General features: G+C 74.2%; 20 protein-coding genes. 10 read left to right on the plus strand and 10 right to left on the minus strand.

Annotation, left to right across the window (positions count from 1 at the left end):
• Positions 1-46 precede the first annotated feature (46 nt).
• Together IGA62_RS06565 and IGA62_RS06570 are read left to right on the plus strand one after the other, a co-directional pair.
• On the plus strand, positions 47-1735 hold the full coding sequence (locus IGA62_RS06565; RefSeq protein ID WP_232624903.1) for a PP2C family protein-serine/threonine phosphatase: 1689 nt from the start codon (positions 47-49) through the stop codon (positions 1733-1735).
• Positions 1732-2736 (plus strand): cobalamin B12-binding domain-containing protein, encoded by a 1005-nt coding sequence (locus IGA62_RS06570; protein ID WP_145815802.1) that lies wholly within the window; start codon positions 1732-1734, stop codon positions 2734-2736. Before IGA62_RS06565 ends, IGA62_RS06570 begins: the two co-directional genes overlap by 4 nt.
• Before the next feature lie 33 nt (positions 2737-2769).
• Here the strand turns inward: IGA62_RS06570 and IGA62_RS06575 are convergent, their stop codons facing one another.
• Complete coding sequence (locus IGA62_RS06575) at positions 2770-3510, minus strand: MarR family winged helix-turn-helix transcriptional regulator (protein WP_232624904.1); 741 nt, start codon at positions 3508-3510, stop codon at positions 2770-2772.
• A gap of 57 nt (positions 3511-3567) precedes the next feature.
• Between IGA62_RS06575 and IGA62_RS06580 the strand changes: the two genes are divergently transcribed.
• Positions 3568-4698, plus strand: coding sequence for a PP2C family protein-serine/threonine phosphatase (locus tag IGA62_RS06580; protein WP_145815801.1), 1131 nt, complete (start codon positions 3568-3570; stop codon positions 4696-4698).
• A gap of 49 nt (positions 4699-4747) precedes the next feature.
• Here IGA62_RS06580 and IGA62_RS06585 read toward each other — a convergent pair whose 3' ends face one another.
• The 9 genes from IGA62_RS06585 to IGA62_RS06625 all read right to left on the minus strand — a co-directional run bounded on the left by IGA62_RS06585 (position 4748) and on the right by IGA62_RS06625 (position 14744).
• Positions 4748-6229 (minus strand): sugar transferase, encoded by a 1482-nt coding sequence (locus IGA62_RS06585; protein WP_145815800.1) that lies wholly within the window; start codon positions 6227-6229, stop codon positions 4748-4750.
• Positions 6230-6430: 201 nt separating this feature from the next.
• Complete coding sequence (locus tag IGA62_RS06590) at positions 6431-8164, minus strand: VWA domain-containing protein (RefSeq protein WP_145815799.1); 1734 nt, start codon at positions 8162-8164, stop codon at positions 6431-6433.
• Between the two features lie 144 nt (positions 8165-8308).
• Positions 8309-9346 carry a lactonase family protein gene (locus tag IGA62_RS06595; protein WP_145815798.1) on the minus strand — a complete coding sequence of 346 codons (1038 nt, stop codon included), beginning with the start codon at positions 9344-9346 and terminating at the stop codon, positions 8309-8311.
• 106 nt (positions 9347-9452) lie between these two features.
• Positions 9453-10049: a GTP-binding protein gene (locus IGA62_RS06600; protein WP_091450761.1), complete on the minus strand. Its 597-nt coding sequence runs from the start codon at positions 10047-10049 to the stop codon at positions 9453-9455.
• Complete coding sequence (locus IGA62_RS06605; protein WP_145815797.1) at positions 10030-10419, minus strand: DUF742 domain-containing protein; 390 nt, start codon at positions 10417-10419, stop codon at positions 10030-10032. The genes IGA62_RS06600 and IGA62_RS06605 overlap by 20 nt, the downstream gene beginning before the upstream one ends.
• A complete protein-coding gene (locus tag IGA62_RS06610; protein ID WP_145815796.1) occupies positions 10409-10831 on the minus strand; it encodes a roadblock/LC7 domain-containing protein in 423 nt (140 codons plus the stop codon). The genes IGA62_RS06605 and IGA62_RS06610 overlap by 11 nt, the downstream gene beginning before the upstream one ends.
• Positions 10831-13197 (minus strand): sensor histidine kinase, encoded by a 2367-nt coding sequence (locus tag IGA62_RS06615; protein ID WP_145821755.1) that lies wholly within the window; start codon positions 13195-13197, stop codon positions 10831-10833. The genes IGA62_RS06610 and IGA62_RS06615 overlap by 1 nt, the downstream gene beginning before the upstream one ends.
• Before the next feature lie 252 nt (positions 13198-13449).
• Positions 13450-14466 (minus strand): cupin-like domain-containing protein, encoded by a 1017-nt coding sequence (locus IGA62_RS06620; RefSeq protein ID WP_145815795.1) that lies wholly within the window; start codon positions 14464-14466, stop codon positions 13450-13452.
• On the minus strand, positions 14463-14744 hold the full coding sequence (locus IGA62_RS06625) for a hypothetical protein (protein ID WP_145815794.1): 282 nt from the start codon (positions 14742-14744) through the stop codon (positions 14463-14465). Before IGA62_RS06625 ends, IGA62_RS06620 begins: the two co-directional genes overlap by 4 nt.
• Before the next feature lie 199 nt (positions 14745-14943).
• On the opposite strand from IGA62_RS06625, the gene IGA62_RS06630 reads away from it, so the two are divergent.
• From IGA62_RS06630 to IGA62_RS06660, 7 genes are all read left to right on the plus strand, one after another.
• Positions 14944-16881 (plus strand): sensor histidine kinase, encoded by a 1938-nt coding sequence (locus IGA62_RS06630; protein WP_145815793.1) that lies wholly within the window; start codon positions 14944-14946, stop codon positions 16879-16881.
• Positions 16878-17534, plus strand: a complete 657-nt coding sequence (locus IGA62_RS06635; protein WP_145815792.1) for a response regulator — start codon at positions 16878-16880, stop codon at positions 17532-17534. Before IGA62_RS06630 ends, IGA62_RS06635 begins: the two co-directional genes overlap by 4 nt.
• Positions 17535-17745: 211 nt before the next feature.
• Positions 17746-18348: a hypothetical protein gene (locus tag IGA62_RS06640; RefSeq protein WP_145815791.1), complete on the plus strand. Its 603-nt coding sequence runs from the start codon at positions 17746-17748 to the stop codon at positions 18346-18348.
• Positions 18349-18361: 13 nt separating this feature from the next.
• On the plus strand, positions 18362-19354 hold the full coding sequence (locus tag IGA62_RS30875; protein WP_145815790.1) for a hypothetical protein: 993 nt from the start codon (positions 18362-18364) through the stop codon (positions 19352-19354).
• A 121-nt stretch (positions 19355-19475) separates the two neighbouring features.
• Positions 19476-21134, plus strand: coding sequence for a sodium:solute symporter family protein (locus IGA62_RS06650; RefSeq protein ID WP_145815789.1), 1659 nt, complete (start codon positions 19476-19478; stop codon positions 21132-21134).
• Positions 21135-21146: 12 nt separating this feature from the next.
• Complete coding sequence (locus IGA62_RS06655) at positions 21147-21449, plus strand: hypothetical protein (RefSeq protein ID WP_145815788.1); 303 nt, start codon at positions 21147-21149, stop codon at positions 21447-21449.
• Between the two features lie 128 nt (positions 21450-21577).
• Positions 21578-21946, plus strand: a complete 369-nt coding sequence (locus IGA62_RS06660; protein WP_145815787.1) for a hypothetical protein — start codon at positions 21578-21580, stop codon at positions 21944-21946.
• Positions 21947-22027: the final 81 nt, after the last annotated feature.

Consider the following 22027-nt stretch of genomic DNA (forward strand, 5'->3'; position numbering starts at 1 on the left):
CCAGCATGTGCAGAGGTCAGCACGCCAGGGCTTCCGGCGCCCGACGGTGACCGCCTCCCGAGGCGGAGGGCAGGCCGGTCCGGTCAGCGGCGCCGGGCGGGCCCCCCGCTCCGCCGACCGGCCCCGGGACGTCCCCATCGACGCCGCCCTCGCCCGTGAACTGCTCGACGGGCTGGCCGACGCGGTCGTCACCGCCGACGCGCGGGGCGTGGTGACCCTGGCCAACGCGATGGCCGCCGACCTGCTGCCCGAGGTCACCCGGGGCGGCATGCTGACGCTGGCCGGCGTACCGGCACTGGCCGACGCGGCCGGCGGCGGGGCGACCACCTTCGAGGCCGAGCACCGGGGGCGGCGGCTGGCCGGGGTCCGTCGCACGCTCCGGGACGGCGGCTGCGCCTGGTACGTCCGGGACGTCACCGAGGAGCGGGCCCGCACCGACGCGCTGCTCGCCGAGCGCTCCCGTACCGCGTTCCTCGCCCGGGCCGGCAGCCGGCTCGGGCTCTCCCTGCACCGCGAGCAGACGCTGCGGACGTCGGTCACGCTGGCCGTGCCGTACCTCGCCGACGCCGCCGTGGTCGTCCACCGCCCGCCGCCGCCGGCTCCGGCCGACGCCGGTCCGCACTGGGTACGGTTCGCCGACGGCGATTCCGCGCCGGTCACCGGGAACGGCCCGGCCGAACTACCCGGCTCGGTGCCGGGACTCGCCGAGGCGCTCGACGGCGAGCGTACCGACGCCAGTCCGTGGCTCGACGCCGAACTGGCCGACCTCGGTCACGTGCTGCCGGCGGACTTCGGCCGCCCCGGCACGGTCCTGGTCACCACGATGCTCGGGGCGGGTGGCGCGACCGGGGCGTTGATCCTGGTACGCCGACCGGGCCGGGCCGGCTTCGACCAGCGTGACGTCGACGTGGTCCGGGAGTTCGCCGCGCGGGCCGGGGCGGCCCTGGCCACCGCCGACCTCCACGGCGAGCAGACCCACCTGGCCCGGGTGCTCCAGACCAGCCTGCTCCCGCCCGAACTGCCCGAGATCCCCGGCGTGTCGCTGGCCGGCGGCTACCGGGCGGCCGGCGACAGCCTACGGATCGGGGGCGACTTCTACGACGTCTCGGCCACCGCCGACGGCGGCACCTTCGCCCTCGGCGACGTCTGTGGCAAGGGCGTCGGCGCGGCCGTGCTCACCGGCCGGGTACGCCAGTCCCTACAGACCCTGCGCCTGGTCGAACGGCGTCCGCTGGAGCTGATGGCGCTGCTCAACCGGGCCCTGTTCGACGCGCCCGGGGCGGCCCGGCGCAACCAGTTCACCACGCTGCTGCTCGGCACCCTGACGGTGGAGCCGGACGGCGCGCTGTGGCTCTGCGTCGCCGGGGGCGGGCACCCGTCACCGCTGGTCGTCGGGGTCGACGGTGCGGTCCGCCCGGCCGTCGTCGGCGGGATGCCGGTCGGGGCGCTCAGCGCCGCGCGGTTCGTCGAGACGCGGATCCGTCTCGCCCCCGGCGAGCTGCTGCTGGCGTACACCGACGGGGTGACCGAGGCGCGCGGCGGCCCGGGGGTGCTGGAGATGTTCGGTGAAGCCCGGTTACGTCAGGCGCTCGCCTCGGGGGCCGGACTCCCGCCCCGGGCCATGATCGACCGGATGCTGCAACTGGTCGACGAGTGGCTGGACGGGCAGAGCCAGGACGACATCGCCATGCTCGCCATCGCCCCGGCGTCGACCCGGCCCGGCGCCCGGCCGTGACCGTGGACGGCGGGACGGCACTCGGGGAGGCGACGTCCGACGGAGGTGCCGTCGGGGCGTACCTCGACCACCTGGACCGGGTGGACCCGGAGGGCGCCACCCGGCTCGTGCTCGACCTGCTGGACCGGGGCTGGTCGGTCGCGGACGTCCTGGTGGACGTGGTGTCCGTCGCACAGCGGGAGATCGGCCGGCGCTGGCTGACCGGAGGGTGGAGCGTCGCCCAGGAGCACGCCGCCACGCACGTCAGCGAGCAGGTGGTGGCCGCCGTCGGCCGCCGGACCGGCCGGTCGGCCGGCCGCGGTCACGTGGTGCTGGCCTGTGTCGAGGGCGAGTGGCACGCGCTGGCCGCGCGGATCGTCGCCGAGGTGGTCCGGGCCAGCGGCTGGCGGGTCACCTTCCTCGGTGCCAGCGTGCCGCCCCGCCACCTGGTCAGCTACCTGCACCAGACCGGGCCGGACGCGGTGCTGGTGAGCTGTGTGCAGCCGAGCCGGCTGGTCCGGGCCGCCCGGATGATCGAGGCGTGCCGGGCGACGGGCGTCCCGGTGGTCGCCGGTGGCCCCGGCTTCGGCGCGGGCGGCCGTTGGGCCACGGCGGTGGGTGCCGCCGCGTGTGGCGCCTCCGCCCGGGACGCGGTGGAGCTGCTGGACCGGCACGGCCACCTGGCTTCGGCGGGTGAGCCGGCACCGCCTCCGCCCGACGACGAGCACGTCGCGGTGCTGCGCCGCCGCCGCGAGGTGGTGCAGGGGGTCACCCGCGCCCTGGTCCCCGCCGGGGCCGACGCGGATCCGGTGGCGGACGCCACGGCCCAGGTGCTGGACTCGCTCGCCGCCGCGCTCCTGGTCGGCGACCCCGAGCTGCTCGACGAGTTCGTCCGGTGGCAACGTCAGGCCCTCGGCACGCGTGACTCCCTGCTCGACGCGATCCTGGCGGGTTGCGCCACGGCGCTCACCGAACACCCCCGGGCCATCCGGTACCTGCGCCTCGTGGGCGCCGACGGATGACGGCCCTCGGGGCACGGCCCGCCTCGCCGGTGGTCAGGCGGGCCGGGCGGTGGGGGACGTCGGGGGTGGCAGGGCGACCAGCGGAGAACGCGCCGGACCCGGTCCGGACGCCGGAGCACGGAACGCCGACGAGGGTCCGCGCTGATCGATCACCGGACGCGGTTCGCGGGTCGCGGACGGGGTCGGCGGCTGGTACGCCGGGCCCGGTTCGGCCGGCGCACCGCTGGACCGTTCCGGGGGGCCGGTCGGGTGCTGGTGCGGCCCGTCGCCGGGCCGGCGCGGGTCGGGCGGTCCGGCCGAGGGCGGGGGCGGCTCGGCCGGCGGTGACCGGCGCGCGACCTCCTGGAACTCGGCCAGCCCGCGCCGCAGCGCCTCCCGCCCGGCCTGGCTCATCCCGGCGAGCACCTCGGCCAGGCGCGCCTGCCGTTCGGCCCGCAGTTCGGCGAGGAGACGCATGGCCTCCGGGGTGAGGTGCAGCGAGATCTCCCGACGGTCGTACCGGCCGGGCTCGCGCTCCAGCATGCCGGCGGCGACCAGCCGGTCGCACAGTCGGCTGGCCGAGGAGAGCAGCATCCCCAGGAGCGTGGCCAGTCGCCGGAGGTTGATCCCGTCGTGCTGCTCCACCACGACGACCGCGCGGAGCTGTGCGGTGGAGAGCCGGTTCGTCGTCCGCTCCCGTGTTTCCTCCCACACGGACAGCAGGGTGGCCGCCGCATCGTCGAGCGCGGCGACCATACTCGCTTCTGGTCCGAGCGGACGGTGTTCTTCGGCCATCGTGTGCCTGAGACTACCCCGGAACCGCTGGTGGGCGGATCGTCAGAAGGAGCGACCATGAGCGAGCCGGTCAACCGGGCACGACGGATTCTGACCGACGCACCGGCGGATCTTCTGCTGGACCGGGTCGCCGCCGAGCTGGCCCGGTCGTACGGGATCACCGGCGCCGAGTTGTTCCAGGTGGACTACCGGTTGTCGGTGCTGCTGCCGCTGGGCGAGGGGAAGTCGCTGACCGAGCCCGGCCACCCGGCCTGGCGCTGCTTCGACCACCAGGAGCCGGTCCTGGCCGCCGGGACGGGCTACTTCCCGGTGAGCATGCGGGGCGAGCGGCGCGGCGTGCTCCAGCTGACCCCGGTGCCGGAGGACCCGGTGGTCGTCGCCGAACTCGCCGAGGTCGCCACCGCGCTCGGGCACGAGTTGGCCGCCGTGTCGGCCGGCATCGACGTCTACCGCACGGCGCGGCGCAGCCAGCGACTCACCCTCGCCGCCGAGATGCAGTGGGAGCTGCTGCCCGGGCGCAGCCGGATCCGCCCCTCGTTCAGCCTGGCGGGGCAGCTCGAACCGGCGTACGCGGTGCGGGGCGACAGCTTCGACTGGTCCGACGACGGCACCCGGCTCTGGCTGTCGGTGATCAACGGGACGGGTGAGGGCGTCGCCGCCTCGATGCTCACCTCACTGGCCGTGCACGCGCTGCGCAACGCCCGGCGGGCCGGGCTGTGCCTGGCCGACCAGGCCGCGCTGGCCGACCAGGCGATCTACGCGGTGCACCGCGGCGACCAGCACCTCTCCGTACTCCTGCTGGAGCTGGACCTGCGTGACGGGACGATGACCGTGGTCGACGCGGGATCGCCCCGGCTGGTCCTGCTGCGCGGGGGCGAGGTGCACGAACAGCCGCTGGAGGCACAGTTCCCGCTCGGCATGTTCGACGGGACCGACTACGAGTCCCAGCAGTTCCGGCTGGAGCGCGACGACCGGCTCTTCGTGGTCAGCGACGGGGTGATCGAAGCCGCCGGGCAGGACGTCCGGTACGGCGACACGGCGCTGGCCCGGTTCCTGCGCCGGACCGGCCCGATGGCACCGCTGGACGCCGTCCGGTCGCTCATCGGCGACCTGCGCGCCTTCGTCGCCGGGGACCTGGTCGACGACGCGGTCGTGGTGTGCCTGGACTGGACCGGTCCCCAGCCGTGACCCCGGCCCACCCCGGGTACGCGCCGCCGTGGCGCAGGACCGGGGTTGGTCAGTACGCGCCGCGGCTGCGCAGGACCGCGCCGAAGGTCTTCCACATGATGGTCAGGTCCGCCGCCAGGGACCAGTTCTCCACGTAGTACAGGTCGAGGCGGATGCCGTCCTCCCAGCTCAGGTCCGAGCGTCCGCTGACCTGCCAGAGCCCGGTCATGCCCGGCTTGACCAGCAACCGGCGGGCGACGTCGCCGTCGTAACGGGCCACCTCGGAGGGGAGCGGCGGGCGCGGGCCCACCAGGCTCATGTCCCCGATCAGCACGTTGGCGAGCTGGGGCAACTCGTCGAGGGACCACTTGCGCAGCAACCGCCCGACCCGGGTCACCCGGGGGTCGTCGCGCATCTTGAACAGCAGCCCGTCGGTCTCGTTGCGGGCCGCCAGCTCGGCGAGCATCACGTCGGCGTTGACCACCATGGTGCGGAACTTGAACACGCCGAACTCGCGTCCGCCCTGCCCGACCCGGACCTGCCGGAACAGCACCGGGCCCCGGCTGTCCAGCCGGATCGCCACGGCGATCAGCACCAGCAGCGGCGCGAGCAGCGCCAACGCGAACAGCGAGATCGAACGGTCGACGAGTCCCTTGACCAGCTTGCGTGCCCCCCGGAACTCGGGGGCCTCCACGTGGATCAGCGGCAGGCCGGCGACCGGCCGGGTGTGGATGCGCGGACCGGCCACGTCGGTCAGCGCCGGGGCCAGCACCATGTCGATCCCGGTGCCCTCCAGCTGCCAACCGAGCCGGCGCAGCCGGGTCGCGGTCAGCTCGGCGGAGGCGGTGATCGCCACGGTGTCCGCCCCGATGGCCTCGGCCGCCTCCACGATGCCCCGGAACGAGCCGACCACCGGCACCTCCCCCAGCCGCTGCGGCACCGGGGCGAGCAGGGCGTCCGGGATGCAGGCACCGACCACGTGGTAGCCGGCGTACGGCTCGCGGCGCAGCGTGTGCACGAGCTCCAGCACGTGCGGGGTGTCCCCCACCGCCAGCACCCGCCGGGACCAGCCGGCGCCCCGGCACCGGTCGAGGTGCAGTCGCTTGCGGGCGGCGAACCGGGCCACCAGCAGCCCGAGGGTGCCGACCGCCAGGGTGATGGCGAGGAAGCCGCGCGAGACGCCCACGTCGGCGATGTAGCCGGTGATGGCGATCGTCGCGGCCAGCCGGAGGCTCGCCGAGGTGACCCGGCGGTACTCGTCGGCGCCGTAGCCCAGGAGTCGCTCGTCGTAGCAGCGCAGGACCTTCAGGGAGAGCAGCCAGGCAATCATCAACCCGGGAGCCACCAGGACGTACGGGACCTCCGAGCCGCGCGGTTCGTAGTCGCCGAACCGGGTGACGTACCCCACCAGCACGGCGACGGCGATGATGGCGGTGTCGAGCACCACCAACGTCCGGATGTAGGCCCGTTCGTCAGCTCGGATCGCCCTCGTCGGCCGCCTACCGGCGGACGCGGCCGAGGTCGAGGCGGGGGTCAACAGCGCCGAGGTCAACGACCCTCCCCACTATCGTCGATGGCACCCCGCCCGCACCGGCTCCCGGGTGGCCGGTGCCGCAGGGCACCGGGACATCTTCCCCCGACAGCCGTCGTTCCCGGTAGCCACGGACGGAATGCCGTCAGTAGGACCCTCCGTTGTGGACACCCCGGGTCACACCCGTCCGCACGCGCAGCCATCCGTCGGAGGTCCGGCCACTCAGCGCGGCGCGTTCGGCCGGAGCGCGACCGCCCGGAGGAAGATCTCACCGATCCGGTTCGGGTCCTCGGTGACGAAGACCCCACCCCCGGTGACCTTGGTGATCGCCTCCAGCTCGGTACGGCTGACGTCCCCGCCGATCCCGATGATCACGACCTGGACGGGTCGTTCCGGGTCGGCGATCCGGGCCAGCTCGGCGAGCAGTTCCCGCTGGCTGATCCCGTCGGCGTCCTCGTTCTTGCCGTCGGTGAAGAGCACGAGCGAGTTGACCCGCCCGGGCTCCCAGTCACCCTGGACCCGCCGGTAGGCGGCGAGCACCGTGTCGTAGAGGCCGGTGTCCCCGTCCGGCGTGGGACGGATTCCCCCCAGCGCGGCTTTCAGCTGGCTCCGCTGGGTGGACAGCGGACCGATCGGGAGCAGTTCCCGGTAGTCACGGCGGCCGACCATCTCGGTGGAGAAGGTCCACAGCCCGACCGCCCACGAGTCGTCGACGAGATCCATGCCCCGCAGCGCGGCGGCGACGGTGACCTGGGCCCGGGTGGCGTTGCCGGCGGTCGGCACCGGCTGCTTCATCGAGCCGGAGACGTCGATGACGCAGAGCATCCGACCGGGCTGGGTGGCGATCGACCAGCCCGACACGGCGGCGTCGACCGCCGAGGGGTCCGGTCCGCCGGCCGCCCTGCCACCGTTGCCCGACGGGGTCACGCTCCCGGCCGGCGCCCCCGCCGGGGGCTGGAATCCGGCTCCGCCGATCCCGTCCGGCCCGCGCAGCGCCTGCCCGACCAGCCCGTCCCGGAACGTCGGGGCGGTGAGCGCCCCGAACAGCGCCTCCGCGGCGGTGGCCTTGGCCGGCTCGATCCCCGGCAGCACCGCGTACGGGTAGTCCAGCGGCATCGGGGCGGGCTCCAGGTAGAGCGCGGCGAGCGGCACCGGCGGCTCGGTCCGGTTGTAGGCGATCACGTCCTCCTCGGAGAGGGCGGCGGCACCGAGGGCGGCCGCGAGGGCGGCCGGATCGCTGGACCGGGGGAAGCGGGCGAGCAGGTCCTGCCGCAACGCGGACCGGCCGGTGGCCAGTGCCCGCAGGGCCGCCGTCTTGGCCTGCTGGCTGTCTCCCCCGCTCGCGCCCGCCGCCGCGCTGAGGGCGAGCAGCCCCGCGAGACCGGCGGCGTCCCGGGTCGGTTCCACGATCCCGGTGCGCAGCTTCGTGTCGGTGTTCATCTGCCGGAGCAGGTCCGCCCAGGTCAGCTTCTGCTGCGGCCAGCCGAGCCGGGCGGCGACCGGTTCCGGCATGGCGACCACGACGGGGCTGCGGGCGATCGAGGCGCCGTTGGTGGGGGCGAAGGCGGTCGCGCCGCTGTTCCTGATCCGCACCAGCCAGGTCGACGAGTCCGGCACCCAGACGTCGGGGGTGATCGCCGTACCGCTGGCCTGCCCCACTCCGGGCAGGGTGACGCCGTGCCCGCCGGCGACCGCCGCCGCGACCTCGACCGGCTCCTGGGCCGAGACCTCGACCGTGACGCACGCGCCCCCGGCCGCCGGACCGCCGGCCGCCCACCGGCCGGCCGCCGCCTGCACCGCCGGGGCGATCTCGGGGGCGACGGCGACGGTCAACTCGACCTGCCCGGAGCAGCCCGGTTGGGCCAGTTGCCGGTAGCCGAACCACGCTCCGCCCACGACGACGACAAGCGCCATCGCCGAAGCGACGGCGCCTGCTCCGCGAAAACCCGAACGCATGCGATGGCGGCCCGACACGCTGACCATGTTGCGGGTCGGTGAACGCCGCGGCTACCACCGTTCGGCCGGAAGTTACACAGGATGAACAGCCGAGCTGCCGTTATTCACGAATCATCACGCTGTGTGAGTAACAGATGGCACCCGTCAGAGCAGGACGCAGCTCGGGCTCGGCACCGGCACCGGCTCGCCCGCCGGCTCCGGCACTCCGGTGGCCGGGTCGACACGGAAGGCCCGGACCATCTCGGCCCGCTGGTCGGCGACGTAGAGGTCCCGCCCGGACCAGGCGAAGTGCCGGGGCCACTCTCCGCCGGTGTCCACCTCGGCGACGAGTTCCGGCAGCGCACCGTCGAGGGCGAAGACCGCCAGCGTGCCGACGCCCCGGTTGGCGACGTAGAGGAACCGGCCCTGCGGGCCCACCGCGATCTCCGCCGGCTGGACGTGACCGGTCCGCCCGCTCGCCGGCACCCGCCCCCGCTGGTGCAGCGCCCCCTCGGCGTCCCGGTCCAGTGCGGTGACCGTGCCGTCCAGCTCGCCGACCAGGTAGACCCGGCGTCCGTCCGGGTGGCGGGCCAGGTGCCGGGGGCCGGTTCCGGCGTGGGTTCGCACCCGGGGCGCGCGAGGCACCAGCCGACCGGTGGCGGCGTCCAGGTCGTACCGGTACACCGAGTCGGTGCCGAGGTCGACGACGTACAGCGGCCCACCGTCGGGGTCCGGCGAGACCATGTGCGCGTGCGCCGCCTCCTGCCGCTGCGGGTCCGGACCGTGCCCGGAGTGCACCACCAGGTCGCTCCGCCCGGACGGCACCCCCGCGCCGTCGAGCGGAAAGACCGCCACGCTCCCCCCGCCGTAGTTGGCGGCGACCAGGTGACGGCCGTCCGGCGTGACCGCCAGATGGCAGGGCTCGGCCCCACCCGTGTCGCCGGTGCCCAGCGGGGTCAGGTCGCCGTCCGGCGCGACCCGCCAGGCGCTGACCTGCCCCTCGGGCAGTTCGTTCGCCGCGTACAGCACCGGCAGGGTGGGATGCCGGACCAGGAACGACGGCGACGCGGTGACCGCCACCGTGCCGAGCGGCGTCAGCGCGCCCGTCCGCGGGTCCCGCCGGGCGGCGACGATGCCGTCGCCGTTGCCGTCGCTCTCCCTGGTGTAGCCGCCGATGTGGACGACATCCCCCTGGTCGGTCACGGCGCCACCTCTCCTCTCGTCCGCAGTCGGTCCCACCAGCCTTCCCGCGATCACCCGACGGTGAACCCGGTGCCCCGGACTTTTCCCCCGCCGCGGGCCGAAGAGGTCAGGCCGCCGGCTCGCCCCGCTGCGCGGCGACGTGCTCCACCAGGGCCACCAGCACCAGCTTGCCGGACTGGCGGTCGCGGGCGTCGCAGAGCACCAGCGGCACGTCCGGGTCGAGGTCCAGCGCGTGGCGTACCGAGTTCAGACTGAACCGGCGGGAGCCGTCGAAGCAGTTCACCCCGACCACGAACGGGATGCCCCGCTGCTCGAAGTAGTCCACCGAGGGGAAACAGTCGGCCAGCCGCCGGGTGTCGGCGAGCACCACCGCGCCGAGCGCGCCGAAGGCCAGCTCGTCCCAGAGGAACCAGAACCGGTCCTGCCCCGGCGTACCGAAGAGGTAGACCTGGAGGTCCTCGTTGATGGTGATCCGACCGAAGTCCATGGCGACCGTGGTGGTGGACTTGCCCTCCACGCCGGAGGTGTCGTCGGTACCGATCCCGGCGTTGGTGAGCACCTCCTCGGTCTGCAACGGACGGACCTCGCTCAGCGCACTCACCAGGGTCGTCTTGCCGGCCCCGAAGCCCCCGGCGATCAGGATCTTCAGTGCCAACGGAACCCGCCGGCCGGATCCGTCACGGTCAGAGTGCACGGAGTCCATTCGCCACCGCCTTGAGGATGTTGTCGTCGGGAAGGAACGCAGTGGACGACGGCTCGTGCACGGTGACGAGTCCGCCGGTGAGCAGGTCACCGAGGAGCACCCGGACCACGCCGACGGCGAGGTCGAGGTGCGCGGCGAGCTCCGCCACCGACACCGGCTCGACAGCCAGCTCGACCAGGTGGCGGTGCTCCGGGTGCAGGTGGGGGTGGTCGTCCGGGTCGGTGTCCCGGGTCGCCAGCACGAACGCGACCAGGTCGAAGTCACCGGCGGCCGAGGTCACGCGTCCACCGGTGACGGCGTACGGGCGGACGACCGGGCCGGCCTCGTCGTCCAGCCACTCGTGCCGGGGCCCCGGCGGTTCAGCCCGCATCGGCCACGACCGTCGAGACCCGGGACGGGGTGCTGAGCGTCTCGCCGACCCGGGTCACCAGCATCGCCATCTCGTACGCGACCAGGCCGATGTCCGTGTCGGCGTCGCTGAGCACGGCCAGACACGCGCCCTGGCCGGCGGCGGTGACGAAGAGGTACGCCGATTCCATCTCCACCACCGTCTGGCGCACCGGCCCGGCCGCGAAGTGCCGGCTGGCTCCCTTCGCCAGGCTCGCGAAGCCGGAGGCCATGGCGCAGAAGTGCTCGGCCGCGTCCCGTTCCAGTCCGGCGGAGGCGCCCATGAGCAACCCGTCCGCGGAGAGCACCACCGCCTGCTGGGCGGCCGGCACCCGGTCCACCAGTTCGTCGAGCAGCCAGTCGAGATCGGCGGCCTGCCTCGTGGGTTGCACCACTACCCGTCCCTTCCCGTTCCGGTGACAGTTTCGTTGGACGCTCCGCCGGGTCGCACCCGGGGTAGCTCCGTGGTCGGTTGGTCCGCCATCGACACGGCCGGGCCGACCGGCACCGTGGGGGCGTCGACCGCAGTGGACGGCACGGCATCGGGCTCCGCCGGGTACGTTCCCGCGCGTCGCCCCCGGGCGGTGCCCGACTGGAGCGCCGCCATCGCCGCCCGTACCTGCTCCGGGGTGCGCGGCGACGGCTCGGCGCCCGGACGGCGTGGCTGCCGGGCCGGGCCCCGCTGCCGGATCCGGCGGGGCAGCCCGTCCGGGCCGACCGGGACCTCGGCCGGACCCGGTCGCGCCGTCGCCAGCGGCACCACCGAGGGCGGCTCCGTGCGCCTGCGGGCCGAGCGGGCCGTGCGGGGCCGCGGCAGTGTGCTCAGCTTCGTCACCTTGGCCATCCGGTCGCTGGAGCGGTCGCTGGGCGGCCGGGGCGGCTCGGTGGTCACCAGGTCGGACGGCAGGAGCACCACCGCGGTCGTTCCGCCCTGCGAACCGGGGCGCAGCCGCACCCGGACGCCGTGCCGGGCCGCGAGCCGGGCCACCACGAAGTGCCCGAGGCGGGCGCTGACCGCCGGGTCGAACTCCGGGGACCGGGACAGCTGGCGGTTGGCCTCCTCGATCGCGTCGGCGGTCATGCCCAGGCCCCGGTCGGAGACCTCGACGGCGTACCCGTTGGGCAGCAGTTCACCGCGGACCACCACGCGGGTGTCCGGGGCGGAGAAGACGGTGGCGTTCTCGATCAGCTCGGCCAGCAGGTGCATCACGTCGCCGACGGCCCGGCCGACCACCGCCGTGGGCCGCACCGGGGCGATGTCCACCCGGTCGTACGCCTCGACCTCGGAGATCGCGCCCCGGACCACGTCCAGCACGGCCACCGGGTTGCGCCAGCCCCGCCCCGGCGCCGCTCCGGCGAGGATGACCAGGTCCTCGGCGTGTCGGCGCATCCGGGTGGCGAGGTGGTCGACCTGGAACAGCTCGGCCAGCTCCTCCGGGTCCTCGGTACGGCGCTCCATCCGGTCGAGCAGGGCGAGCTGTCGGTGCACCAGGCCCTGGGTGCGCCGGGCGATGTTGAGGAAGACCTGGTTGAGCCCGTGCCGCAGGGCCGCCTCGTCGACGGCGGACCGGACCGCGGTGCGCTGGACGGCACCGAACGCCTGCCCGACCTGACCGATCTCGTCGGTACCGAACTCCAGGAGCGGGGCCTCCCGGGCGACGTCGACCTCCTCGCCCCGGCGCAGTCGGGACACCACGTCGGGCAGTCGCCGCTCGGCCAGCTCGGTGGCGGCCGTCCGGACCCCGGTGAGTCGCCGGATCAGCGAGCGGCCGACCCGCAACGCCACGACCAGGGAGGCCACCACGGCCACCAGCCCGAGCAGCCCGGCGGCGGCGAGCCGGGCGAGGATGCCGACAGCCGCCGGCACCGACCGCTCGGTCAGCGCCTCCGCCTCGGCCAGTTCGAAGTCGCGCAGCTGGCGCTGGACGCCGTCGTACGTGGTCCGCCAGGTCCGCGCGTCCACCGACGGCGGGTCGCCCGGGTCGGCGGCGACCAGTTCGTCCTGCATCCGCCGCAGCCGGAGGAAGTCCTCCCCCTCGGTCAGCCGCTGGAAGGCGCTGCGGGTGGCGCCCGGCAGGTCGTCCACGGCCACGGCGGCGGCGTACCGCTGGTTGCCGATGGTCTGCACCAGCGCGGTGTGCTCGCCCCGGGCGTACCGGCCGGCGGTGAACACCCCGGCGGCCAGCGAGTCGGCCTGGCTGAGCAGCTCCCGGGCGTGCCCGAGCGAGCCCAGTGCCCGGGCCTGCCGGGTGAGGCCGTCGTCGGGGCCGGCGGCCATGGCGGCGAAGGTCTGGAACGCCGCGGTGAGCATGCCGGTGTAGAGGCCGTGCGCGCCGGCCCGGTCCATCTGCCGCCGGTCGATGAACCGCCGCCCGGCGGGGAGCGCCTCCACGGCGGTGAGGAGCCGGTCGAGACGGGCGTCGAGCAGGTCGTCGGCGGCGTCCCGCAGGTCCTTGCCCTCGGCCCGGCGCCGCAGCTCGGCCACCGCCGTGTCGGTGCGCACCCGCTGGTCGCGCAGTTCGGTCACCTCGCGACCACCGGCGAGTTGGACCACCGAGAGCCGGCGCTCCCGTTGCAGCTCGATGACCACCCGGTCACCGGGCAGGCCCAGGTCCCGCAGCAGGGTGCCGGCGGCGAGCAGGTCGAGGGCCGGGCCGAGGGCCAGTGTGGTGGCGAAGATCCACAGTGCCAGCAGTGCGGACAGCGGAACGACGACCAGCGCGGTCAGCTTGGTGCGGATCGGCCAGTCGCGGGAGTTCATCAGCACCTCGCCCGGAAGGTGTGGCAGGAGTGGCGCCGGCAGCCGGCCGGGCAGCGACGCCCGGCGCACCGGGCACCGGTACGAGCGCCTTCGGCAGGATACGTAATCGTGCGCTGATGCACTACCGTCCGTTCCGTCCGCTCGGGTCCCACCCGACCTCGTCCACCGTGGACGAACGTACGCCGGCACCCCGCCGGGGGTGCGGCGGGGTGCCCGGTGACGCGTCGCGGTCGGACGTACGGGCGGTACCGGTCAGTCGTCCTGACCCGCGGCGGGCGGTGTCGCCATCCGGTGGTTCTGCCCCGGCGTGCAGAAGTGGTGGAACGTGACCGTGGCGCTCACCTCCAGGGCCTCCACCCAGTGCCACCAGCCCACCGGGACGAGCAGCATCTGACCGGGTTCCAGGACGGTTTCCAGCACGGTCGCCTCGGCGAACCGCGGGTGCCGGACGGGGTCCGGGCGGGCCGCGTCGACCGCGCTGAACGTGCCGCCCCGGGGGTAGACGAGGTGTCGTTCGTACGACGGCACGAGCCGGACGTGCTTGCGGCCGAGCACCTGGCAGAGCAGCACGCTGCTGTTGTCCACGTGCAGCGGCGTGACCGTGCCGGCCGGGCCGAGCAGCAGGTGCCCGACGGCCGCCGGGTCCACGATGCCCTCCGGGGGCCGAACGTCGGCGGCGAGTGGCCGCAGCGGCCCGGACCAGTTCTCGTTGCGGGGGACCATGTAGTAGTCGTTGGTGCGGACGCCGGAACCGAGGGCCGCCAGGTAGTCGCGGAACGGCATGGTGGTGCGGTGCCGGTCGTACTGCCAGGCGTGGTCCGGGTTGGCGTCCCGACCGGTCATCACCTCGACCAGGGCGTCGCCGCACGCCGTGGCCAGGCTCTCCAGCGTCCAGTCGAGGGCGGGCCAGTCCGTCATCCGCCCGTCCAGCACGACGGGGCGGTTCCCGAAGTAGTACCGGGAGAAGAACTCCTCCGGCGTGAGGTCCGCGCGGCGCTCCAGGGTGCATCCCCCGTCGCTGTCGCGCAGCGCCCGGTACGTGTCCAGCACGGACTCCATCCAGTCGTAGCGCAGCGCGAGGCGGCGACAGACGGCGAAGTACGGGTGGCCGGTGAGTTCCGTCAGTTCCGCGTCGACGGCGTCGGCGTCGCCGCACCCGGCTATGGCCGCCGCCCGCGCCTCGTCGACGGAGGCGCCCATGGCCAGGTTCTCGGCGAGCCACTCCCGCCAGGTGTCGCCGAGCCGGGTCGGGGCGTGCAGCGTCGTCATGCCGCTGCGGGCTGGGCGGTGAGCCGGGCCGTCCGCATGCTGTCGTTGCAGGTCGGGTACGAGTTCTTGACGTGGGCCGGGAAGTGCTCGACGTCCGGCGGCGGGGTGAGCCGCGCCTCCCGGATGTACTCGGAGCAGTTGACGTACGAGTTCTTGACGTGGGCCGGGAAGTGCTCGACGTCCGGCGGCGGGGTGAGCCGCGCCTCCCGGGCGTACTCGGAGCAGTTGACGTAGGAACCCTTGACGTGGGCCGGGATGTGGTCCGGAGAAGAGGTCATGACGACAGTCAACGGGCCCTGCCGTCCCGGTTGCCAGGGGCCGGCGTCCCGTTACGGACGGGACACCCGGGGTCACCCGAACGGCGGTGGCGGGGAGCTGGGCACGCGTGCGGGGGCCGGACCGGGACCGGTCCTCCGCGCATGTCCGGCCGAACGGTGGTCCGCCGCCGTCGGCGACGACTGACACAGTGGATGGACCATGTCGACTCCTCGCCCGACCGACCGGATCGTCGCCTGGGTGGTCCTCGCCGTCACCGTCGGGTTCACCACCGGCGCGATCGTGATGTGGTGCGTCGCGCTGCCGGCGTTCACCGACACCCAGTTGTACTCGCTGGTGGACCTCATGGACGGGATCGTCTACGGCGGTGTCGCGTGGCTCGTGCTGAGCCGGCGGCGGACCGGCGGTCGGCTCGCCGGGTGGATCGTCGCGGCAGCCGGGGTCGGCGGATCCCTGTCCGCGTTCGCCGCCCAGTGGGGTCTGCTCTCCACCGGCCCGTACTGGTTGCTCTCCGCGCACCACTGGGCCTGGGTTCCCGGTCTGTACGCGCTGGTCGTGGTGATGCCCTGGCTGCTGCCGGAACGGGCGCCGGCCCGCGTCGAGCGGGTCGCGGTCGCCGTCGGGCTCGGGTACGTGGCACTGACGTCGGTCATCGTGCTGACCGCGCCACCGCCGCGCGGGCTGGTCCCGCTCGGGCCCGCCGCGATGGAGGTCCGCGCCGCGCTCGCCGGGCCGGCCGGGTACGCCCTGGTGCTGCTCGGTCTGCTCGCCGCGGCGGCCTGCGGGTGGCGCTGGCGGCACGGCCCACGCCAGCAGCGGCACGGCATGGGCTGGGCGACCGCGGGCAGTACGCTGCTGACCCTCGCGTTCCTGGTCACCGTGCTGCCGCCGGTGCTGCCCGCCTCGGTACCCGCCCTGCTGATGCTCGCCTCGCAGGCGTTCTTTCCGGCGGCGGTCGCCGTGGTGGTGCTCCGGCAGCAGATGTGGGGGCTGCGGTTGGCCGTCCGGCGGGCCCTGGTGTGGTACCTGATGACCGCCGGGGTGATCGCCGGGTACAGCGCCGGGGTCACCGTGCTCGACCGGGTGCTCCCGGACGCCTCGCCCGCGCCCCGGCTGGTGGTGACCGCCGCCATCGCGATCGCCTTCCAGCCGGTGCGGCAGTGGGTGCAGCGTGGCGTGGACCGCCTGGTGCACGGCGAGAGCCCGGAACCCCTGATGCGCCGGGTCGCCCACAGCCTGCACCGTTCCGCCGACCTCGGCCCGGTGATCGCCACCGCGCTGCGCCTCGCCGAGGTTCTGGTCACCGCCGACGGGCCCGAGCCGCCCCCACGCGCCGGGGGCATGCCGGTGACCGTGCCGCTGACCAGCGGGGGTCGCCAGGTCGGTCACCTGCACGCCTGGCCGCGTCCGGGGGAACTGCTCGGCGACCGGGTCACCGACGCGCTCACCGGGCTCGCCCCGGTGGTCGCCGCCGTGGTGGATCTCGCCCGGACCAACGAGGAGCTGACCCGCTCCCGGCGGCGGCTCGCCGAGGCCCGCGACGAGGAGCGCCGGGCACTGCGTCGGGACCTGCACGACGGGCTCGGCCCGGCGCTGAGCGGCATCGGTCTCGGCCTCGCCGCCACCCGCAACCTGCTGCACCGCGACCCGGCCCGCGCGGACGAACTGCTGGAGCGACTGATCGCCGAGCTGACCACGCGCGCCGAGGACGTCCGGGACCTGGCGCACGGCCTGTTGCCGCCGGTGCTCGCCGACGGCGGCCTGGAACCCGCGGTGGACACCCTGCGCGACCAGTACGCGCGGGCCGGGCTGGACGTCGCCGTGCACGTCCCGGTGCCGCTCGACCCGCTGCCCGGCTCGGTCGCCACCGCCGCGTACGGGGTGACCGCGGAGGCGGTGCGCAACGTGCACCGGCACGCCGGGGTGGACCGCTGCACGGTCACCCTGGACCGACGGCCGGACCTGCTGCGGATCATCGTCACCGACCACGGTCAGGGCCCGCCCGTGGGGCCGACCCGGGGCGTCGGCCTGCACGCGATGCGGGAGCGGGCCGACGGCATCGGTGGCACCCTCACCATCGGTCCGGCCGACCCGCGCGGCACCATGGTGCGGCTGACCATCCCCCTGGAACTGTCGTGAGCGCCCCGATCCAGGTCGTCGTGGTGGACGACCACCCCGTCTTCCGGCTCGGCATGACGGCGTTGCTGTCCACGCTCGACGGCATCGACTGCGTGGGTGAGGCCGCCGACGTGGCGACCGCGTTGCAGGTCGTCACGCGGGTACGGCCCACGGTCGTGCTGATGGACCTGCACTTCGGGCAGGGGTCCGGCGTCGAGGCGACCCGGGTGCTCACCCGCGACCACCCCGACATCGGCGTGCTGGTCGTCACCATGCTCTCCGACGACGCGTCGCTGGTCGCGGCGATGCGCGCCGGGGCCCGTGGCTACCTGCTCAAGGGCGCCAGCGCCGCCGACGTGGAGCGCAGCATCCGTGCGGTGGCCAGCGGGGACCTGGTTCTCGGCGCTGCCGTCGCGGGTCGCGCCGCGATGCTGTTCCGCGCCGGTCCCGGCCGCCCGGAGCCGTTCCCGCAGCTCACCGACCGGGAACGGGAGATCCTCGGTCTGCTGGCCCGGGGCCTGCCCAACGCCGGGATCGCGCAGCGGCTCGGGCTGAGTCCCAAGACGGTGCGGAACAACGTCTCCGCCATCCTGGTGAAGCTCGGGGTGAACAGCCGGGCCGAGGCGATCGCCGCGGCCCGGGACGAGGGACTGGGCAGCCCCTCGTCCGGGTGACCGCCCCGGCCCGCCGACCAGCGACGCGGGCCCGGTGGTGTCGGGCAAACCCGCACAACCTTCCCCGAACCCATTTTCTGGAATGAGTCAAGTTTGCGGTGAAGATCAGCATGTGGGCCCGGTCATGTCGGCCACCTCAGCGGGAAAGTAGGCGCAATCGGGATTGGCGATCAGGTCGACGCGGGAATAGCAGGTGACGAAGGAGGAGGCCATGTCGCCCACGCAGGTAGTCGTCATCGTTCTCGTCGTACTCGTGATCGCCGCCGGGATCGCGCTGGCCGTGGTCGCCGGACGCCGTCGGCAGTTGCGCCAGCGGTTCGGGCCCGAGTACGACCGGGTCGTCGCCGAGCGCGCCAGCCGCAGCGAGGCGGAGAAGGAACTCCGTGCCCGTGAGCGGCGGCACGCCGAGTTGACCCTGACCCCGCTCAGCCCCGAGTCGCGCACCCGTTACACCGCCGCCTGGGAGGAGGTCCAGCTCCGCTTCGTCGACACCCCCGCCGAGGCGGTCGGCGACGCCCACGCGCTGGTCTCCCGTCTGGTCGCCGAGCGCGGTTACCCGACCGGGGACTTCGACGAGCAGGCCGCGCACCTCTCCGTCGACCACGCCCGCACGCTCGCCCGCTACCGCGAGGCCCACGACATCCACCTGCGCAACGAGCGCGGCGAGGCCAGCACCGAGGAACTGCGGCAGGCCGTCGTCCACTACCGGGCGCTCGTCGCCGACCTGCTCGGCACCGAGCCGGTCGCGGCCCAGCCGCCGGCACCGCGCCACGCCGAGGAGACCGAGACCCCGCACGACGTCACGAGCCGCTGAGGAGGCCGCCGCCATGCGCCAGCAGGAGCAGCAGACCGACCAGACCGAGGTGGTCCGCTCGGAACCGGTGCCGGTGCCACCGCCGGACGCCACCGCCGGCCGGCACGGGGACCGTGCCGGGCGGACCGAGGTGCCCGAGGACGCGCTCGACGACCGGGGCACCTTCGACGACCCGTCCGTCGCCCAGCGGCGGGACGGGGGCCACCACCGGACCGGGGAGAGCCCGGAGGAGCCGCGTGGAGCCGGAGCCGACCGGGAGGCGGAATTCCACCAGCCCGGCCCGGTGCCGACCGCCTTCGGGGCGACCACGGTCGGCGGTGCGGTCGCCGCGTCGGCGTTGGCCAGCCCGATCCCCGCCGACGAGCCGGACCCGCGCGAGGAACGCACCGCCCGCCCCGGCGACGGCGCCGTCGGCGAGCGGGGAGCCGGCCGGCGGGCGGACCCCACCGCGCTGCTGCACGGCCACCACCGCGAACAGACCGTCGACGAGGCCGAGTCGACCGGCCGGCACCTGGACGGGACGCCCGGGGCCCGGACCGACCACCGGGAGACCGGGCAGGACCGGGAAACCAGGCGAAACCCCGACACCGGCGTCGTGGTCGGTGGTGCCGGCTACGGCAGCCCGGACCCGGCGCTGGTGGACCCGGACGCCGCCCCGGCGACGGCCGTTGCCACCGGCACCCCGGACACCCTGACCGCCGCCGGTACGACCGGGTCCTCCCCGTCCGCCCTCGCCGAGCCGGCCACGCTCCTCGACCCGGGGACCGCGCAGGGCTTCCGGGACCGCTGGCGGGACGTCCAGCTCCGCTTCGTCGACGATCCCAAGGCAGCGGCCGGGCAGGCCCAGGGGCTGGTGGAGGAGGCGATCCACGCGCTCGCCGCAGCCCTGGCGGAACAGAAGAACCGGATCGGCGGCTGGCAGGACGACGGCTCCGTCGACACCGAGCAGCTCCGCCAGGCGGTACGCCAGTACCGCGACTTCCTCGACCGGGTCCTCGGCCGCTGAACCACACCCGGAACACCCCGACCACGACCCGGTCGGGGTGTTCCGCCGTGCACGGGGAGTAACAGGACGATTCCCGGGGTAGTACCGGCCCGTATCGAACCTCACCGAAGGGGACGGGGGCATGGACGGTGGCGGCCTGCGACTCGACATGGACGTGCTGGACTACGGCATCCTCGTGCTGTACTTCGTCACCGTGCTGGGGGTCGGCTTCGCCGCCCGCCGGGCGATCCGCACCAGCGTCGACTTCTTCCTCTCCGGGCGTTCCCTGCCGGCCTGGGTGACCGGCCTCGCCTTCGTCTCGGCCAACCTCGGTGCACTGGAGATCATCGGGATGGCCGCCAACGGCGCGCAGTACGGCATGATGACCCTGCACTACTACTGGGTCGGCGCCGTGCCGGCGATGGTCTTCCTGGGCATCGTGATGATGCCCTTCTACTACGGCTCGCGGGTCCGCAGCGTGCCCGAGTACCTGCGGCTGCGGTTCAACCGCCCCACCCACCTGCTCAACGCGCTGAGCTTCGCCGTCGCCCAGGTGCTGATCGCCGGGGTGAACCTGTACGCGCTGGCCCTGGTGATGCAGGCCCTGCTCGGCTGGCCGCTCTGGGTGGCGATCGTGGTCGGCGCGGCGATCGTGCTGGCGTACATCACCGTCGGCGGGCTCTCCGGCGCGATCTACAACGAGGTGCTCCAGTTCTTCGTCATCCTCGCCGGGCTGATCCCGATCACCGTCATCGGGCTGGTCAAGGTGGGGGGCGTGGACGGCCTGATGGACGCGGTCCGCGACTCGAAGCTGGGTGAGGCCGGTCTGCACACCTGGGCGGACACCGGCAGCACCGCCAACCCGCTCGGCGCGCACTGGATCGGGATCGTCTTCGGGCTCGGTTTCGTGCTGTCGTTCGGGTACTGGACCACGAACTTCGCCGAGGTGCAGCGGGCGCTCTCCGCGCGGAACATGAACGCCGCCCGGCGTACGCCGATCATCGCCGCCTACCCGAAGCTGGTCATCCCGGTGGTCACCGTGATCCCCGGCCTGATCGCGCTGGTCACGGTGCAGGGGCTCGGCGCGGAGACCGGCGGCCTCCAGTACAACAACGCGATTCCGCTGCTGATGCGGGACCTGCTCCCCAACGGCGTGCTCGGGGTGGCGGTGACCGGTCTGATCGCCTCGTTCATGGCCGGCATGGCGGCCAACGTCAGCGGCTTCAACACCGTCTTCACCTACGACATCTGGCAGGCGTACGTCCACCGGGACCGCTCCGACGAGTACTACCTGCGCGTCGGGCGGCTCGCCACCGTCGGCGGCGTGGTGGTCGGCATCGGCACCGCGTTCATCGCCGCCGGCTTCAGCAACATCATGAACTACATCCAGGCGCTCTTCTCGCTCTTCAACGCCCCGCTCTTCGCCACCTTCATCATCGGCATGTTCTGGAAGCGGATGAGCCCGACGGCCGGCTTCCTGTCGCTGCTGTCCGGCACGGTGGCCTCGCTGGCGACGTACCTGCTCTACAAGGGGGGCGTGCTGGCGTTCAACTCCGACCTGGAGGAGAGCTTCTGGGGTGCGGGCATCGCGTTCGTCACGGTGGCCGTGGTCGCCGTCGTGGTCACCCCGCTCACCCGCCCGAAACGCGACGACGAGCTGCGCGGCCTGGTCTACGGCACCGGCGCGATCGACCTGACCGCCGACGGGCTCGTCGGGGACACCGCCTGGTACCGCTCGCCGATCCTGCTCGGCGGGATCGTCCTGCTCCTGTCCGCCCTGCTCTACCTGCCGGTCCTCTAGGAGGCGCACGCCATGGACGACCAGACGGCCAACGACCCGTTGGTGGACGAGACCGAACGGGAACGCGGCCGGTCGGCCGCCGCCCGGCTGTTCGACATCCGCCGGGTGATCGGTGGGCTCTTCGTCGCGTACGGGCTCATCGTGGGTGGTACCGGACTCCTCGACGACCGGGCGGCGATCGAGAAGGCCGAGGGGGTACGGATCAACCTCTGGGCGGGCCTGGGGATGCTCCTGCTCGGGATGGTCTTCCTGGTGTGGCAGTGGCTGCGGCCGGCCGAGGCCCCGGCGGAGCCCGATTCCGACCCGGCACGCTGACCGCCGGGGAGCCCGACCCCGACCGGTCACCGGGTCGGCCGGGGCGACCCGGTGGGGCGCATGGGGTGGGCCATGCGGGGTACGCGAGAGGGATCAGGGAACGCGCCTGGGGACAGGAGGGCAGCAACATGACCGATCGCGACCGTAACGCCGACCGGCCGCTGGAGGAGAGCCCCGAGATGGCCGCCGCGGCGGACGACGAGACGACGGTGCCGCAGCTGGTGACCGGCGGTGGCCCGGACGACGAGACCCCGGACTTCGTGGCACCGGGCGAGTCCCCGGCCGGGAGCGGTGACACCGACGAGCTGATCGGCGACGCGTACGCCGGCACCAGCGGCGTGGGCCGCACGACCGTCCGTACCGGTGCGGAGCAGCCCTGGGATCCGGCGGACCTGGCGGTGGCCCGGGGCCAGGACCCGGATCCGGAGAACGTCGAACGGGCCCGGCGCGACCTGGAGCGGGACGGCCGGGCGGCGGTCGAGCGCACCGTGCCCTGAGCAGACGGGCGGGGCCCCCGGCCGACCGCGTGGGTCGGGCCGGGGGCCCCGGGGGGAGGTCCGCCGCCTCAGGCGCCTCAC

Origin of the sequence: Micromonospora sagamiensis (assembly GCF_014680085.1) — a bacterium.
In the GTDB taxonomy this organism is placed as follows: domain Bacteria; phylum Actinomycetota; class Actinomycetes; order Mycobacteriales; family Micromonosporaceae; genus Micromonospora; species Micromonospora inyonensis.

Coding starts and splice junctions, on each gene's coding strand:
- IGA62_RS06575 (WP_232624904.1), bottom strand. CDS start 3,510: ATGGCCGAAGAACACCGTCCGCTCGGACCAGAAGCGAGTATGGTCGCC.
- IGA62_RS06580 (WP_145815801.1), top strand. CDS start 3,568: ATGAGCGAGCCGGTCAACCGGGCACGACGGATTCTGACCGACGCACCG.
- IGA62_RS06590 (WP_145815799.1), bottom strand. CDS start 8,164: ATGCGTTCGGGTTTTCGCGGAGCAGGCGCCGTCGCTTCGGCGATGGCG.
- IGA62_RS06600 (WP_091450761.1), bottom strand. CDS start 10,049: ATGGACTCCGTGCACTCTGACCGTGACGGATCCGGCCGGCGGGTTCCG.
- IGA62_RS06605 (WP_145815797.1), bottom strand. CDS start 10,419: ATGCGGGCTGAACCGCCGGGGCCCCGGCACGAGTGGCTGGACGACGAG.
- IGA62_RS06615 (WP_145821755.1), bottom strand. CDS start 13,197: ATGAACTCCCGCGACTGGCCGATCCGCACCAAGCTGACCGCGCTGGTC.
- IGA62_RS06620 (WP_145815795.1), bottom strand. CDS start 14,466: ATGACGACGCTGCACGCCCCGACCCGGCTCGGCGACACCTGGCGGGAG.
- IGA62_RS06625 (WP_145815794.1), bottom strand. CDS start 14,744: ATGACCTCTTCTCCGGACCACATCCCGGCCCACGTCAAGGGTTCCTAC.
- IGA62_RS06630 (WP_145815793.1), top strand. CDS start 14,944: ATGTCGACTCCTCGCCCGACCGACCGGATCGTCGCCTGGGTGGTCCTC.
- IGA62_RS06640 (WP_145815791.1), top strand. CDS start 17,746: ATGTCGCCCACGCAGGTAGTCGTCATCGTTCTCGTCGTACTCGTGATC.
- IGA62_RS30875 (WP_145815790.1), top strand. CDS start 18,362: ATGCGCCAGCAGGAGCAGCAGACCGACCAGACCGAGGTGGTCCGCTCG.
- IGA62_RS06650 (WP_145815789.1), top strand. CDS start 19,476: ATGGACGGTGGCGGCCTGCGACTCGACATGGACGTGCTGGACTACGGC.
- IGA62_RS06655 (WP_145815788.1), top strand. CDS start 21,147: ATGGACGACCAGACGGCCAACGACCCGTTGGTGGACGAGACCGAACGG.
- IGA62_RS06660 (WP_145815787.1), top strand. CDS start 21,578: ATGACCGATCGCGACCGTAACGCCGACCGGCCGCTGGAGGAGAGCCCC.